Annotated in this window: 16 protein-coding genes; 13 read left to right on the top strand and 3 right to left on the bottom strand. The window is 65.6% G+C overall.

All coding sequences use genetic code 11. The features are described 5' to 3' along the window. Positions 1-33: 33 nt before the first annotated feature. The 4 genes from IWX62_RS01390 (at position 34) to IWX62_RS01375 (ending at position 2803) form a co-directional block, all read left to right on the top strand. Positions 34-360, top strand: coding sequence for a rhodanese-like domain-containing protein (locus IWX62_RS01390; RefSeq protein WP_196839567.1), 327 nt, complete (start codon positions 34-36; stop codon positions 358-360). Between the two features lie 10 nt (positions 361-370). Further along, entirely contained in the window at positions 371-1303 is a 933-nt protein-coding gene (pheA, locus tag IWX62_RS01385; protein ID WP_196839566.1) for a prephenate dehydratase, read from the top strand. A gap of 75 nt (positions 1304-1378) precedes the next feature. Then, positions 1379-2353, top strand: a complete 975-nt coding sequence (locus IWX62_RS01380) for a DNA topoisomerase IB (protein WP_196839565.1) — start codon at positions 1379-1381, stop codon at positions 2351-2353. An 84-nt stretch (positions 2354-2437) separates the two neighbouring features. After that, entirely contained in the window at positions 2438-2803 is a 366-nt protein-coding gene (locus IWX62_RS01375) for a hypothetical protein (RefSeq protein WP_196839564.1), read from the top strand. Here the strand turns inward: IWX62_RS01375 and IWX62_RS01370 are convergent. Then, positions 2800-3972: a diacylglycerol/lipid kinase family protein gene (locus tag IWX62_RS01370; protein ID WP_333483134.1), complete on the bottom strand. Its 1173-nt coding sequence runs from the start codon at positions 3970-3972 to the stop codon at positions 2800-2802. The genes IWX62_RS01375 and IWX62_RS01370 overlap by 4 nt on opposite strands. Between IWX62_RS01370 and serS the strand changes: the two genes are divergently transcribed. Both serS and IWX62_RS01360 read left to right on the top strand, forming a co-directional pair. Next, on the top strand, positions 3973-5259 hold the full coding sequence (serS, locus tag IWX62_RS01365; RefSeq protein WP_196839563.1) for a serine--tRNA ligase: 1287 nt from the start codon (positions 3973-3975) through the stop codon (positions 5257-5259). Positions 5260-5302: 43 nt separating this feature from the next. Continuing rightward, the gene (locus tag IWX62_RS01360) at positions 5303-6133 is read left to right on the top strand and encodes an HAD family hydrolase (RefSeq protein ID WP_196839562.1); all 831 of its coding nucleotides are present in this window, start codon (positions 5303-5305) and stop codon (positions 6131-6133) included. Here IWX62_RS01360 and IWX62_RS01355 read toward each other — a convergent pair. Continuing rightward, positions 6130-6771 (bottom strand): hypothetical protein, encoded by a 642-nt coding sequence (locus IWX62_RS01355; RefSeq protein WP_196839561.1) that lies wholly within the window; start codon positions 6769-6771, stop codon positions 6130-6132. The genes IWX62_RS01360 and IWX62_RS01355 overlap by 4 nt on opposite strands. Before the next feature lie 72 nt (positions 6772-6843). Beyond that, positions 6844-7362 carry an inorganic diphosphatase gene (locus IWX62_RS01350; protein WP_196839560.1) on the bottom strand — a complete coding sequence of 173 codons (519 nt, stop codon included), beginning with the start codon at positions 7360-7362 and terminating at the stop codon, positions 6844-6846. 144 nt (positions 7363-7506) lie between these two features. On the opposite strand from IWX62_RS01350, the gene dacB reads away from it, so the two are divergent. The 7 genes from dacB (at position 7507) to folP (ending at position 15603) form a co-directional block, all read left to right on the top strand. Next, positions 7507-8940 carry a D-alanyl-D-alanine carboxypeptidase/D-alanyl-D-alanine endopeptidase gene (dacB, locus tag IWX62_RS01345; RefSeq protein ID WP_196839559.1) on the top strand — a complete coding sequence of 478 codons (1434 nt, stop codon included), beginning with the start codon at positions 7507-7509 and terminating at the stop codon, positions 8938-8940. A gap of 41 nt (positions 8941-8981) precedes the next feature. Continuing rightward, positions 8982-10136 carry a zinc-dependent metalloprotease gene (locus IWX62_RS01340; RefSeq protein ID WP_196839836.1) on the top strand — a complete coding sequence of 385 codons (1155 nt, stop codon included), beginning with the start codon at positions 8982-8984 and terminating at the stop codon, positions 10134-10136. Positions 10137-10155: 19 nt separating this feature from the next. Beyond that, a complete protein-coding gene (tilS, locus tag IWX62_RS01335) occupies positions 10156-11244 on the top strand; it encodes a tRNA lysidine(34) synthetase TilS (protein WP_196839558.1) in 1089 nt (362 codons plus the stop codon). Continuing rightward, entirely contained in the window at positions 11213-11764 is a 552-nt protein-coding gene (hpt, locus tag IWX62_RS01330) for a hypoxanthine phosphoribosyltransferase (RefSeq protein ID WP_196839557.1), read from the top strand. The genes tilS and hpt overlap by 32 nt, the downstream gene beginning before the upstream one ends. A gap of 191 nt (positions 11765-11955) precedes the next feature. Then, complete coding sequence (gene ftsH / locus IWX62_RS01325) at positions 11956-14028, top strand: ATP-dependent zinc metalloprotease FtsH (protein WP_196839556.1); 2073 nt, start codon at positions 11956-11958, stop codon at positions 14026-14028. A gap of 37 nt (positions 14029-14065) precedes the next feature. Further along, entirely contained in the window at positions 14066-14683 is a 618-nt protein-coding gene (gene folE, locus IWX62_RS01320; RefSeq protein ID WP_196839555.1) for a GTP cyclohydrolase I FolE, read from the top strand. Between the two features lie 14 nt (positions 14684-14697). Further along, positions 14698-15603 carry a dihydropteroate synthase gene (folP, locus tag IWX62_RS01315; RefSeq protein ID WP_196839554.1) on the top strand — a complete coding sequence of 302 codons (906 nt, stop codon included), beginning with the start codon at positions 14698-14700 and terminating at the stop codon, positions 15601-15603. Positions 15604-15606 lie beyond the last annotated feature (3 nt).

Raw genomic sequence — 15606 nt, 5'->3', positions numbered from 1 at the left:
GGCGGAATACGACCCATGGGAAGGGGCTGCGTGATGAGTGAGGCTGAGAATGTCTCGATTGATTCAATCGTCGAGAACACTGTTGTGGTGGACGTCAGGGAAGACTACGAGTGGGCGGCCGGCCACATTGACGGCGCACTGCATATTCCGATGGAGCAGATTCCTGCCCGGCTGGATGAACTTGACCCCGACGCTGACCTGCATGTGATCTGCCGGACCGGCGGGCGTTCCCAGCGAGTCGCACAGTGGCTGGTGGCCAACGGGTACTCGGCAGTCAACGTGGCCGGCGGGATGGGCGCGTGGCTTGAGGCGGATCGCCCGATGCTCTCCGACACCGATCAGACGCCCACAGTCCTGTGAGTCCACAACCATGACCACACCGGCGTCCTATACCTTCCTCGGCCCCGAGGGGACCTTCACCGAGGCGGCCCTGCTGCAGGTGCCCGGGGCCGATGTCGCCCGCCGGGTGCCCGCCCCGACCGTTAACGCCGCACTGGATCTGGTACGGGACGGTTCGATCGACGCCGCCATGGTTCCCATCGAAAACTCGGTGGAAGGCGGAGTGAGCGCCACCCTTGACGCAATTGCGCAGGGCGATCCCCTCCGGATTATCCGCGAGGTGCTGGTTCCCATCACCTTCGTCCTGGTGGCCAAACCAGGGACGCCGTTGACCGCGGTGCGCACCATTTCCACCCATGGGCACGCCTGGGCGCAATGTCAGGTGTGGACCGCCAAACATATTCCAGATGCAGAATATATGCCGGGTTCGTCGACTGCCGCGGCTGCAGTGGGCCTTCTCGACGCCGACTGCCCCTACGATGCGGCCATCTGCTCACCTTTCGTGGCCGAACGGTTGGGCCTGGAGGTCCTGGGAAGCCATATTGGCGACGTGGCCGACGCCGTGACCCGGTTCATTCTGGTCAGCCGGCCCAACGTGCTTCCCGAGCCCACGGGGGCAGACAAGACGACGCTGGTTATTCCACTACCGGAGGACCACCCCGGGGCGTTGATGGAAATTCTCGACCAGTTCGCCGCCCGCGGGGTGAACCTCAGCCGAATCGAATCCCGACCCACCGGCCAGTTCCTTGGCGACTACTTCTTCAGCATTGACGCCGAGGGACACATCGCTGATGCCCGGGTGGCCGACGCTCTGAAAGGGCTGCACAGGATCAGCCCCCACCTGCGGTTCCTGGGCTCCTACGCCAGGGCCGACCGGCGTGAACACTCGGTGGCCCGGCATACCTCCGATGAGGCGTTCCGGGCGGCGCGGATCTGGGTGGATTCGATCCTCAGGGGCGATTAGCGTCGCCTCACCCACCCGCCACCGGATCCCAGATAGGCAGTAGGCTGATCTTCTCGATCCGGACAGGTGGCATCCATGCCTCGACTTCGCCGCAGTAACTGTGAAAAACCGGGCATCACCCGCCGTCGGCATGGGAAGGGCTTTGGCTACCGGACACCCGACGGCACACCACTGCGTGATGCCGCCGAGTTGCGGCGGATCAAGGAGCTGGCCATCCCGCCGGCCTGGCAGGACGTCTGGATTGCGCCGTACCCCAACGGGCATATCCAGTCCCTTGGCACCGACGCGGCAGGCCGCCGCCAGTACATCTATCACACGGCGTGGCGGGAGAAGAAGGACCGCGAAAAGTTTGATCGTGCCCTGGAATTCGGGGAGAAGCTGCCCGCAGCCCGGCGGGTCATCACCTCCCATCTGCGCAGCGGGGGCGTCCCACGTGAGCGCGCCTTCGCCGCCGCGCTGCGGATTGTCGATTCGGGGTCGCTGCGGATCGGGTCCGAACAGTACGCCGAAGCCAACGGTTCCTTTGGGGTGACCACCCTCCAGGTTGACCACGTCAGCATCAAGGGGTCGGTCATCACCTTCGAATTTCCGGGGAAAAGCGGCCAACAGTGGGAATCGACAATTGAGGACGCTGACCTTTCGGCAGCGATGCGGCCCATGCTCAAGCGCGAACCAGCCGACACTGCCCTGGCCTACCGGACCGCAGACGGTGAATGGCACCGCGTCGATGCATCACAGCTCAACGGGTTCCTCCGCCAGGTCACCGGTGAGGGCTTCACCGCCAAAGACTTCCGCACCTGGCAGGCGACGGTCGTTGCAGCCATGGACCTCGCGCGCAGCGACCTCCTGGCCACGAGCCGCACCGCACGACAGAAGGCCGTTGCAGCAACCATGCGCGCGGTGGCCGAGCGGCTCGGTAACACTCCAGCCGTCGCGAAACGCTCCTACGTGGACCCTCGTCTGGTCGATCGGTTCATGGCAGGCGAAGTTATCGAGATTGCCAGCTATTCGGCGTCCGAGAAAGCTGTTCGCGGGCTGCTTAAAGCGTGAGGATCCTTCCCACTGGAACCGGTTCGTCAGTAGGCTTCACTCAAGGCGCCAGCGTTGGCGCAAACGTTCAACGAAAGGCGCACCATGAGCGAGCAGGCTAACGAAGGACGAAACACCAGCCCTAACGAGGGTGGCGGAGCCGCCTCCGACGAGAACTACCGCGGAGACGCCGGAGACCAGGCGAACGATCTGCGGTTCTCGGAGGAGCAGCAGCTCATCAACAGTCAGGCGAAGGGCGATTTCCCTGACTCGGATACCGAGAACCTGGAGCCAGTCCCCGGCGGCGGGTACACCGGCGCGCAGAAGAAGAGCGCAACCGAGGGGGGTTTCACCGGCGAACAGGACCCCGAGCAAGAGGGTGAGTACACCGACGTCGAGGAAGACCCGTCCGACGGTACCGGCCCGCAGGGTGAGTACACCGATGCCGATACCGAAGGCGGCTCCCGCTAGCCGCGAACCCGCCGCACCAGTGGTCTGGTGCGCTGGGAATCGGGTGCAGGAAATGACCTGACAACCAGTGCACCAGGATCAATGCTGACGGTCAGTGACGTGACAACCCCCGCCAGGTCCCCGTCGAGCTGGGTCTCTGTCGGTTCTGACACAGTGACGGTGACGCTCCGTGCCTGATAGTAGTTGATCACCGGGATGACGCTCCGGGGACGGAGCACAATTTTCGCCCCCATCCAGATCCACCCGAGGATGCTCCGCGGACTGATCACCACCACATCCAGGAAGCCATCATCGAGCGTCGAATCGGGGATCAGCTCGATCCCGCCCGGAAGCCTCCCGCAGTTGGCGAACAGCACGCTGTGGACCGTCCGGCTCTGCGTTGGCTGCCCGTCGAGGCTGATTCCCATCCGCTGGCGTCTACCCGGCAGGCTACGGAAGCCCGCCTCGCTATAGGCCAGCCACCCCACCTTTTCCTTCAGGACGTCCCGGGTCGCCGCGACAACCACTGCATCCAGGCCCACCCCGCCCATCACGAGGAACACGTGCCCGGTGCGTGAGCCGGTCCTGTTGTTCAGCAGTTCGACGCGTCCCATATCGATCCGCCGTCCCCCACCATGGAGGGCGTCGCTGACACGCGCCGCCAGATCCGCTACCGGAATGCCAAGATTCCTGGCCAGCAGGTTCCCCGTCCCCAGCGGGATCAGTCCCAGCACGGCCGTCTGGTGCGCCATCGCCCGGGCTACGGCCCGGACCGTCCCGTCCCCACCGGCGGCGACGACGACGTCGGCCCCCGCCTCAAGCGCCTGGCAGGCCTGCCCGAAGCCCGGGTCCAGGACCGTGGTCTCGAAAACCAGGGGCGGGTCCCAGCCAGCCTCAGCACAAGCCACCTCGACCAGGTCGCGGGCCAGCCCCGCATTGAACTTCCCCGGGTGCACCACGAGGGCCACCCGCTGCCGACCGGTCGGTGCGGGGAGGGGAGGCGCCGCGTCGGGAGCCGGCGGTTTGCGGAAATGCAGCCGTCGTACGCCCAGCCAGCTCGCTACGGAACCGCCCGCGACCAGGGCCAAAGCAATCAGGACTATCAGGCGAAGTTGCATGATGTCCCTCAGGGTATCGCCCCGCTGAGAGGTAGGGGCATCGTCACGCCGTGCCATTGATAGTGTTGGCACGTGATCGATGTTAACGAACTCCGCGACAATCCCGAGAAATTCCGCACGTCACAGCGCGCCCGGCGTGCTGATGTCGACCTGGTCGATGCGATTATCTCGGCTGATTCCCGCCGTCGGGAGGTGGTCACCAGCGCCGAATCCCTGAGGGCAGACCAGAACGCCTTCGGCAAGCGCGTCGCCCAGGCCAAGGGTGAGGAGAAGCAGGCGTTGCTCGCCGAGGTCAAGGAGCTCGCTGCCTCGGTGAAGGCTGCCGCAGCCGAGGCCGAGACGGCCCGTCAGGAGCAGGAAGCACTTCTTCGCAGTCTTCCCAACGCCATCCAGGACGGCGTGCCAGCTGGCGGCGAGGACGACTTTGAGGTCATCAAAACCGTCGGAGCACCACGGGACTTCACCGGCGAAGGCTTCGCCCCCCGGGATCACCTGGAAATTGGCGAGCTCATCGGGGCCATCGACATGGAACGCGGAGCGAAGGTCTCCGGCTCACGCTTCTACTTCCTCAAGGGCGTCGGAGCCCGCCTGGAGTTGGCGCTCCTCAACATGGCCATGGACCAGGCAGTCCATGCCGGGTTCACCCCCATGATCACCCCCACCCTGGTTCGCCCCGAAATCATGCAGGGCACCGGTTTCGATGTGGCCCATGATGCCGAGATCTACCGCCTCGCCGAAGATGATCTGTACCTGGTGGGAACCTCGGAGGTGGCCATGGCCGGCTACCACTCCGACGAGATCCTCGACCTGTCAGCGGGCCCGGTCCGATACGCCGGCTGGTCCTCCTGCTACCGCCGTGAAGCCGGCTCGCATGGCAAGGACACCCGGGGAATCATCAGGGTGCACCAGTTCAACAAGGTCGAAATGTTTGCCTACACCACCGAGGAGGAGTCCTACGCGGAGCACGCCAGGATGCTGGCGTGGGAAGAGGAAATGCTCGCCAAGGTGGAGCTGCCCTACCGGGTCATCGACACGGCCGCTGGGGACCTGGGAATGTCCGCGGCCCGCAAGTTCGACTGCGAGGCGTGGGTCCCCACCCAGGGGGCGTACCGCGAACTCACCTCCACCTCCAACTGCACCACGTTCCAGGCGCGCCGACTGAACATACGTGAACGGCAGCCCGAGGGGCAGAAGGGCACCCGCGCGGTCGCGACACTCAACGGAACCCTTGCCACCACCCGCTGGATTGTCGCGATCCTGGAACACCACCAGAATGCCGACGGCTCGGTGACAGTGCCGCAGGCGCTCAGGCCGTACCTCGGCGGACTCGACGTGTTGCCGGTGCTCGGCGCCTCCTGACGCTGCCTACCCCGCCACGCGGCGAATCTGGTTCACTGGGGTAATGAAAGAATTTAATCCTGCCGGCACCGAGGACCAGCAGCCCCACCGGAAACTCATCGCGCTCGACGTCGACGGCACGCTGGTTGATCACCAGGGAAGAATGACCGATGAGGTACGTCACGCCGCCCGGGCCGTCGTCGACGCCGGGCATGAGGTCATCATCGCCACCGGCCGCTCGCTTGGTGCTGCACTGCCCATCATGGAACAGATCGGGCTCACGCGCGGCTACAGCGTGTGCTCCAACGGCGGGGTCACCCTCCGCATCGATCCCACCCTGCCACAGGGTTTTGAGATCATTGACCGCGTCACCTTCGACCCCCGACCGGCTCTCGTTGCGCTGCGGGAACGCCTGCCGACCGCCAAATACGCGCTCGAGGATGACGAGGGGAACTTCCTCGCCACTGAACCGTTTGATGATGCGAGCTTCGGCGCCCAGACCCGCACCGTCGACTTTGAGGACATGCTCGACGCCGCAGCGGTCCGGGTCGTGGTGTTCAGTACTGACAGCACCGCTGAGCAGTTCGGTGAGGCAGTCGAGGCAATCGGCCTCCACGGTGTCACCTATTCGGTGGGGTGGACGGCCTGGTTGGACATCGCGGCGGCCGGCGTCACCAAGGCGAGTGCCCTCGAGCTGTTGCGTCGCCGCCTGGACATTGACCCGTCGCACACCGTTGCCCTGGGGGACGGGCGCAACGATATCGAGATGCTGGCCTGGGCAGCCCGCGGTGTTGCGATGGGTCAGTCGCCGGTCGAGGTGCTGGCCGCGGCAACCGAGGTGACAGCCAGCGTGGACGACGACGGTGCCGCCAAGGTCCTCCGCACCCTGGTCTAGGAGCCAGGGGTATACGGCAACGTCGACGGCGGCAACGCGGCCGGCCCGGCAGTGAGGTCGAGGAGCCTCGCAGCCGCAGGCCGGGTGGCCCACTCTTCAACCCAGTGTGATCTGACCACTGCCTTGCTGACAGCCTGGGTGGTAATCCCCAGTTCAGCGGCAATCAGCCGCTGCTGCCCCCTGGCGCCGGGAGTCAACAGGTCAAGAACATTCCACTCGGCTTCCGTCCTGGTGAACACAATCTGACCAAGGAGGCGCAGTACCGCCTCAGCCTCGGCCGCCACCTCGGGATCAGGCCCCTCAACGGCGAGCGGAATACGTTCACCCGTTTTCTGGGCCCGGGTGACGGCGCGGCGCGCGTAGACCAACCCATAGCCCTGGGCTTCGAGGATGTTTCCGGGGATCGGTGGATTGACTCCGCCGACGCCGATACCAACGTGCCAACGCCGGTGCCGGAGGGCGGTCAGGGCGACGTCGACTGCTGTCGAAGCGTTGTCGACTACCCCCTGGACCTCGTCGCCCGTCGAGCGCTGGAACGGCACCACGGCGTCGACGTGACGTAGCCCGCGCAGCAGATCATTGACCAGATCCCCCACCTCGCGGGAGTCACGCTGGTTGATCGTTAAAACGTAGAGCATGGCTTCAGTATGCCTGAAACCATGCTCTACAACGCTCTAATCAACCGATAACCGTTGTTTTCGGTTCTGGGTCTAGCGGCCCTGCGGCTCGTCCTCTTCCCGCTGTTCGCCGAGCTCCTGGAAACGCTTCAGCGAGGCTTCAACCTCGGCTTCGGCCGCTTCGCGGTCGGCCCAGTCCGCTGCCTCAACCCACTTGCCGGGCTCAAGATCCTTGTACCGCTCAAAGAAGTGCTTGATCTCGTCCAGCAGGAACGGCGACACATCCGAGAGGTCCTTGATGTGCTCGAAGCGGGGGTCGGTGGGAACGCACAGGACCTTCGCGTCGCCGCCGCCGTCGTCGGTCATGTTGAACACGCCGATGGGGCGGGATTCCACCAGAACGCCGGGAATCAGGTCAAAATCCTGCAGCATCACCATGGCGTCGAGCGGATCGCCATCCTCACCGAGGGTGTTCTCGAAGTAGCCGTAGTGGGTGGGGTACTGCATCGAGGTGAAGAGGACACGGTCAAGGCGCAGCCGATGCGTCTCGTGGTCGATTTCATACTTGACGCGTGATCCTTTGGGGATCTCGATGGTGACGTCGAGGTTCATGGCACTCTCCTGTGGAATCCTGTGGGGCAGCGCGCGGCGGTATGCCGCAAGGGCTGCCGCGTCGGTCTAGTCTTAAACATATAGGTTTGGGGCGCATCCCGTGGGTTCGAACCAGTTCGACCGATCACCGATGGGGGTATCCGCATGCTCCGTAGCGCTCGTGTGATCACTGCAGCCCTGCTGGTTGCGGTGTTCGCAATCCTTGCCGTGCCCCTTGGTTTTGCCGCCGTACCGTCGGTGATCGGGGCGTTTGAGGTGCCCGAGCCCACGCCGGAACCCACTACCGACCCACGTCAGCTGCCGCCGTCGACGCTCACGCCTCCCGCCCACGTCACTGCCCTCGATCCGGCGGCACCGCAGCCAACCTCCGACCTCCTGGCTGCCGCCCTTGACGCGGAACTCTCGCTGGACGGACCGGGCGGGTTCTCCGGGGTGGTGCTGGACGCTGAGTCCGGCGATGTCCTCTTTGACAGGGACTCGGACAAGCTTCAGTTGCCGGCATCCAACCAGAAACTGCTGACTGCCGCTACTGTGCTGGCCAAAATCGACCCGAACCGCAGGCTTGAGACAACGGTGGTCGGTGGGGAGCAGGCCAGCGAGCTGGTGCTGGTGGCAGGCGGGGACGTGCTGCTGTCCGCCGGGAGATCCGATCCTGGGACGGTCGTCGGACGGGCTGGGCTGCAGACCCTCGCCGAGGAAACCCTCGCCGCCGTCGACCCGGCCGACGCCCCGTTCTCCATCCTCCTGGACGACACCCTGTTTGTCGGACCCACCCTGAACGCCGGCTGGCTGCCCGGGGACGTGGCTACCGGTGAGATCGCACCCATCTTCCCGCTGGCCATCAACTCGTCATGGGTCACCGAGGGTGCTTCCCAGGGCGCTCGGACACCCGACGCGGCCCTCGACGCCGCTACGGTATTCAGCGACGCGTTCGCCGCCGCCGGCAGTGAACTGGGCATCGAGGTGACGGCCGGGGTCATCCGTTCGCAGGCCCCCGACGACGGCGTCCAGCTCGCCGCCGTTGAGTCGGCAACCGTCGCCGAGCAGGTGGAACACCTGCTGCTGACGAGCGACAACTATCTTGCCGAGTCCCTGGCCCGGCTGGCAGCGCGGGCGGCTGGCCAGCCGGCGTCCTTCGGCGGTGCCACCGACACCATGGTGAGCGTCATGAACCAGCTGGGTGTGGCAACGGAGGGGCTGGTGGTCAGCGACGCTGCCGGGCTATCCCCCCGGAACGCGGTGTCCCCGGCGCAGCTCGCAGCAGTGGTGCGCGCGCTGGCCGTCTCGGAGGACCAGGGTCTGGCCTCCGTCCTGGCTGGTCTGCCGATCGCCGGACTCTCAGGCACCCTGCAGGACAGGTACGAGCCGCAGGGCCCAGCCGCCGATGGTGCCGGCCTGGTCAGGGCGAAAACGGGAACACTCAACGCGGTGACGGCGCTCAGCGGGTACGTGGTGACAGCGGATGGACGGCTGCTGGTGTTCTCCCTGATCGCCGGAGGCCTGGAGGGAAACACCCTCGCTGCACGGACCGCTATCGACCAGGCAGCCGCCCTACTAGCCGCCTGCGGCTGCAGATAGCTGCAGCTTTCCTCACAGGCTAGTGTGATCGAATGGACCCCATGGAGAGCAACCCTTCGTCCACCGTCCGACACAAGGCGCCGGCCCAACTCATTAACTGGGACCTTGCGGCGTCCAGCGCCGCCAAGCTGACCTCTGCCGGGCCTCAGGTGAGTGCCAGCGAGATTGCGGCAGTAGTGGCCGACCTGCGCGCGGCAGCAGACGCCTCAATCGGCTATGTGCATCAGATCACCGGGCTCGACGCCGCCCGGGACCTGCGGGACTCCGATCTGCTCATCGTTGACAGGGCATCGTGGGCCAAAGCCAACACCCAAAGTTTCCAGGCCATGATGGCGCCGGCACTGGAGCACCTTGCACGCACCAGGAAAGACGAACTCAGTACCGCCAGCGCTGCCCTCGGCGGCACAGTCACCGGCGCCCAGTTCGGCGCCATCCTGGCCTTCCTCTCGTCGAAAGTGTTAGGGCAGTACGATCCCTTCGGCCCCGCCAGGAACGGCACCGGCGGCCGGCTGATGCTGGTTGCCCCCAACATTCTGGCTGTCGAGCGTGAGCTGAACGTGGATCCCGCCGACTTCCGGCTCTGGGTGTGCCTGCATGAGCAAACGCACCGGGTGCAGTTCGCTGCAGCGCCGTGGCTCAAAGACCACATGCTGGCACATATCTCCGAACTCACCGGGGGCCTGCTGGACAAGGCGGACGGCCTCTCCGAGCGGCTGGCCAAAGCCGCGAAGGGCCTCACCAGTGGGGGACGGTCCTCCGGCGAGGGCCACCCCGGCGCCGACAACCAGCACCCTTACGGCGACAACGGGATCCTCTCCCTGCTGCAGGACCCACAGGACAAGGCGCGGATGTCCCACCTCACGGCCGTCATGAGCCTGCTCGAAGGGCACGCCAACGTGGTGATGGACGCCGTCGACTCGAGCATTGTCCCCAGCGTCAAAACCATCCGACGCCGGTTCAATGCGAGGGGAAAGTCCCGCGGCCCGCTGGAGAAGTTCCTGCGCCGGGTGCTGGGGCTGGATGCCAAAATGCGGCAGTACAGTGACGGCGCGCGGTTTGTCCGCCGGGTAGTGGACCGGGTCGGCATGGAAGGGTTCAACAGCGTCTGGCTCAGCGCCGAGCACCTCCCCACCGAAGAGGAAATCCACGCACCCGACAAGTGGATCACCCGAATGGGACTGCCCAACGGTGGTTAGGCGTCCCCGGCTCAGCCCGGTGGTTGCCAATGCACGCAACCTTCTCCGCCACGCCCTTGAGGCCAGCGGAACCCCTGCCGGGTCTCTCATCCTGGTGGCCTGCAGCGGTGGCCCCGATTCCCTGGCCCTGGCCTCGGTTGCCGCCCACACGGCGCGCTCCGGCGAGTACCGGGTTGGCGCAGTAGTGGTGGATCACGGGCTCCAGCCCGGCAGTGCAGCGGTGGCGGCTCAGGCAGCGCTGGCGCTGACGGCGATGGGCCTGGAGCCGGTCGGCGTCCGCGCCGTCGCGGTGGACGGTCGGGGAATGGGGCCGGAGGCCGCGGCACGGACCGCGCGCTTCGAAGCACTGGATGCCGCGGCCACCGACCTGGGGGCGTCGGCGGTCCTCCTCGGCCATACGCTCGATGACCAGGCGGAGCAGGTGCTGCTGGGACTCGCCCGGGGGTCAGGGACCAGGTCCCTGGCCGGCATGCCGGCGCAGCGGGGGCTCTACCTGCGCCCGTTCCTGGGGCTCCGACGGGAGGAGACGGTGGAGATCTGCCGGTTCGAGGGCCTCCAGCCGTGGTACGACCCGTCCAACGCCGACCCCAGCTTCGCCCGCTCCCGGGTCAGGACGCAGGTGCTTCCCTATCTGGAGGACCAACTGGGACCCGGTGTGGCCCGTGCGCTGTATCGCAGTTCCCGTATCCTGGCGCAGGACGCCGACTACCTGGACCAGCTGAGCCTCACCATGTATGACGACCTGCACGTTGCCGACGGAGCCGACATCCTCCTCGCCGAGGACGGGCTCCGGTCCCTGCCGCCATCCCTGCGGCAACGGGTCCTGGCGCTCGCCGCCGTCCGGCTCGGCGGGGAGCAGCCAAGTTTTGAGCGGATCCGGGCGGCTGAGACCCTGCTTGAGCGGCGGGGCTCCGCCGGCCCGGTGCAGCTCGGCGGTGGCGTGAGCGTGCACCGCCAGGTGCGCGGCAAATCCGTTCCCCAAGGGGACCCAAGCTATGGCAGTCTTGTCTTTAGAAACAACCGCGTGCTTCCCCCAGCCGTCGGTGCCGCACCATCCAAACCTTCAGGAGCAATTGGTGGATTCACAGGACGTCCAGGACGACCTTAAGCACGTTCTCTATACGAAAGAGGAAATCCAGCAGCGCGTCGCCGAGTTGGCAGCCCAGATCGACGCCGACTACGCCGGCAGGGACCTCCTCATCGTCGGTGTCCTGAAGGGCGCGGTGATGGTCATGGCGGACCTTGCGCGTGCGCTTCACTCCCACGTCACGATGGATTGGATGGCCGTGTCGTCCTATGGGTCGGGTACCCAGTCCTCGGGCGTCGTCCGGATCCTCAAGGACCTCGAAACCGACCTGATGGGCAAGCACGTGCTCATCGTTGAGGACATCATCGATTCCGGGCTGACCCTGTCCTGGTTGAAGTCCAACCTGCAGTCCCGCGGACCGGCCTCAGTGGAAATCTGTACCCTGCTGCGGAAGCCCGAGGCCGCGAAGGTCAGCATCGATGTGAAATACGTCGGCTATAACATTCCCAACGAGTTCGTCGTCGGCTACGGCCTGGACTTCGCTGAAAAGTACCGCAACCTTGACTTCATCGGCACCCTCGCCCCGCACGTCTACGAGTAGTCCCACCCGGCCACGGGCGCCTCGACGCAGGCGAAGTCTGTCCGCCCATAGGGAACTTATGGGTGATTTGGTGCGTGGTTGTGTGCAGACGGTGTAAAGCTTGTGTAGCTTTCCTTGCGCGCCCGCCGCGTGACGTCAGCGATATTTGACTCGTTAAGCAGGAGGGACAGGGTCTCGCAACCCTGAGACGAATGAAATTTAAGAACCTTTTCAAGGGGCCCATCTTCTGGATTGTGCTCGCCGTCGTGGCGCTCCTGATCATCCTGCCCAACCTGTTCAGCACCAGTAGCTCACGGGTGGACACCAACGTGGGCCTCGACCTCCTGAACGACAACCAGGTGGAGCAGGCGAAGATCTACGACGGCGACCAGCGCGTCGACCTGACTCTGCGCGAGGACTACGAGGACATGGGCCGCAGCGTCCAGTTCTTCTTCAGCACTGCACGTGCCGAAGACGTTGTGGCGGCGATCAACACCTCGGACGTTGAAGGGTTCACGGACCAGCCCGCCGAAAGCAACTGGTTCACCAGCCTGCTGGGGCTGCTCCTGCCGCTCCTGATCATCGGCGCCATTTTCTGGTTCCTGCTTTCCCGGATGCAGGGCGGCGGGTCGAAGGTGATGCAGTTCGGCAAGTCCAAGGCGAAGCTCGTCTCCAAGGACATGCCCCAGGTCACATTCAACGATGTGGCAGGCGCCGACGAAGCAGTCGAGGAACTCCACGAGATCAAGGAATTCCTGCAGGAACCCGCGAAGTTCCAGGCCCTCGGCGCCAAAATCCCGAAGGGCGTGCTGCTGTACGGTCCGCCGGGCACCGGAAAGACCCTGCTGGCCCGGGCTGTGGCCGGCGAGGCAGGAGTGCCGTTCTACTCCATCTCAGGGTCCGACTTCGTCGAAATGTTCGTCGGCGTCGGCGCATCACGCGTACGCGACCTGTTCGAGCAGGCCAAAGCCAACGCCCCGGCCATCATCTTCGTCGACGAGATTGACGCCGTCGGACGCCACCGTGGCGCCGGTGTCGGCGGCGGAAACGACGAGCGGGAGCAGACACTGAACCAGCTCCTGGTCGAGATGGACGGTTTTGATGCCACCTCCAACGTCATCCTCATCGCCGCCACCAACCGTCCGGACGTCCTCGACCCCGCCCTCCTGCGGCCGGGGCGTTTCGACCGGCAGATCGGCGTCGAAGCGCCTGACATGCTGGGCCGCGAGCACATCCTGACCGTTCACTCACAGGGCAAGCCCATGGCGCCCGACGTGGACCTCCGGTCGGTAGCCAAAAAGACCCCAGGTTTCACCGGGGCCGATCTCGCCAACGTCCTCAACGAGGCGGCGCTGCTCACAGCGCGCTCGAACGCCCAGCTGATCGACGACCGCGCCCTCGATGAATCAATCGACCGCGTCATTGCCGGGCCGCAGAAACGCAGCCGGGTGATGAAGGAACTGGAACGGAAGATCACCGCCTACCACGAGGGTGGGCACGCACTCGTCGCGGCAGCCCTGCGCAACACCGACCCTGTCACCAAAGTCACTATCCTCCCGCGCGGCCGGGCGCTGGGGTACACCATGGTGCTGCCCAGCGACGACAAATACTCGATTACCCGCAACGAACTGCTCGACCAGTTGGCCTACGCCATGGGCGGCAGGGTCGCCGAGGAAATCGTGTTCCACGACCCGTCAACCGGTGCGTCGAACGACATCGAGAAGGCGACCGCCACCGCCCGCAAGATGGTGACCCAGTACGGCATGAGCGAGCGGATCGGTTCGGTGAAGCTCGGTCAGGCCGGCGGAGAGCCCTTCCTGGGCCGGGACATGGGCCACGAACGGAACTACTCGGACCACATTGCGTACATCGTGGACGAGGAGATCCGCCGGCTGATCGACAACGCGCACGATGAGGCGTACGAGATCCTCACCGAGAACCGCGACGTCCTGGACCGGGTGGCGCTGGAATTGCTGGAGCGGGAAACCCTCAACCAGGCGGAGATTGCCGAGGTCTTCACCGAGATCCGCAAACGGGATCTGCGGGACGTGTGGCTGTCCAAAGACTCCCGGCCGGTCCACGCCCTTCCGCCGGTGACCTCGAAAAAGGAGCGGGATGAAGCCAACGAAGCTGGCGAACCCGCACCCGAAACCGTCGCACCGCAGGACCAGATCGCCGACGCGCACCTGGTCGGCGACTTCGATGTGCACGGCACCGACCTGCCCGCACCGGGGTCGGGGAACGGGGCCGACGGCAAGGGCGGCGCTGACGGCGCCCAGCCCTAAACGGGCCGGCCCGCAGGCACCGCGTAGGATTGCTCCAGTGACCGATTTCGATGATGAGGTGTTCTCGGCGGCCCTCGAGGCAGCAGGTTCGCCGGTGGACCAGCCCAGGATCCAGCGAGCGGTGAGGGAGATCCTCGCCGCGATAGGAGAGGATCCCGATCGTGAGGGGCTGGTCGAGACCCCGAAACGGGTGGCCAAGGCGTACGCCGAGTTCTTTGCGGGGCTCCATCAGGACCCGGCGGAGATTCTCTCAACCACCTTCGCGATCGACCACGAGGAGCTGGTGCTGGTCAAGGACATTCCGTTCTACTCCACTTGCGAGCATCACCTCGTTCCGTTCCACGGGTCGGCCCACATCGGGTACATCCCCTCGGCTGAGGGCCGGGTGACCGGGCTCAGTAAACTGGCCCGCCTGGTCGAGGTCTTCGCCCGGCGCCCCCAGGTCCAGGAGCGGCTCACCACCCAGATCGTTGAAGCACTCATGACGCATCTCCAGCCAAAGGGTGCCATTGTGGTGATCGAATGTGAACACATGTGCATGTCAATGCGCGGGGTACGCAAACCCGGCGCCAAAACTGTTACATCGGCCGTACGCGGCCAGGTGCGGGACCCCGCCACCCGGGCCGAAGCCATGAGCCTGATACTCGGAAGATAGGACAGCACAGACCGATGGATTCACTCGCTGCGGCGCCGGGAACCGGGCCGGCCACCTCACCCCTCCCGGTTCTACGGGTCGCCAAGAAGGCAAAAACCCTCGCCGACCTGCCTACCGATCGCTCGCTGGTCATGGGTGTCCTCAATGTCACCCCGGACTCCTTCAGCGACGGCGGGCGCTTTGCCAGCGCCGACGAGGCCATCGCCGAAGGCCTCAGGATGCACTACGCCGGTGCTGACATCATCGATGTGGGAGGGGAATCGACCCGCCCCAATGCGGACCTCACCAGCCCCGACGAGGAGCAACGGCGGATCCTGCCCGTTGTCGCTGCCCTGGTGAAGGCGGGTGCCCTGATCAGCGTGGACACCATGCACGCGTCGACCGCGGCAGAAGCGCTCGACGCCGGCGCGGCCCTGGTCAACGACGTCTCGGGACTCGACTATGACCCCGCGATGCCCGCCCTGATTGCCGAGCGGAACGTGCCCTACGTGCTCCTGCACCGCCGCGGCACAGCAGCCACCATGGGATCCCTCGCCCAGTATGAGGAAGTCGTCGACGAGGTCATCGCCGAGATGATGCAGATTCGGGACGCCTTCGTGGCAGCGGGAGTTGACCCGGGCCTGATCATCCTGGACCCCGGCCTCGGATTCGCCAAGGACGACGCCCACAACTGGACCATCCTGCGGGCTATCGACCGGTTCACCACCCTCGGCCACCGGGTCCTGATCGGAGCGTCACGGAAACGGTTCCTCGGCACACTCCTCACCTCAGCCGGCAAGGCGGCCGCGCCGCAGGAACGCGATGCGGCCACAATCGCACTATCGGCACTCGCCGCCGCCGCGGGCGCCTGGGGCGTCCGCGTGCACGACGTCGGCCCCAACCTTGACGCCGTGAAGGTGTCAGCCGCATGGACCGGCTAGGGC

Origin of the sequence: Arthrobacter sp. CAN_A1 (assembly GCF_015751665.1) — a bacterium.
In the GTDB taxonomy this organism is placed as follows: Bacteria; Actinomycetota; Actinomycetes; order Actinomycetales; family Micrococcaceae; genus Arthrobacter_D.
The sequence above is the reverse complement of the archived record's forward strand: the minus strand, read 5'-3'. Positions and strand labels throughout refer to the sequence as shown.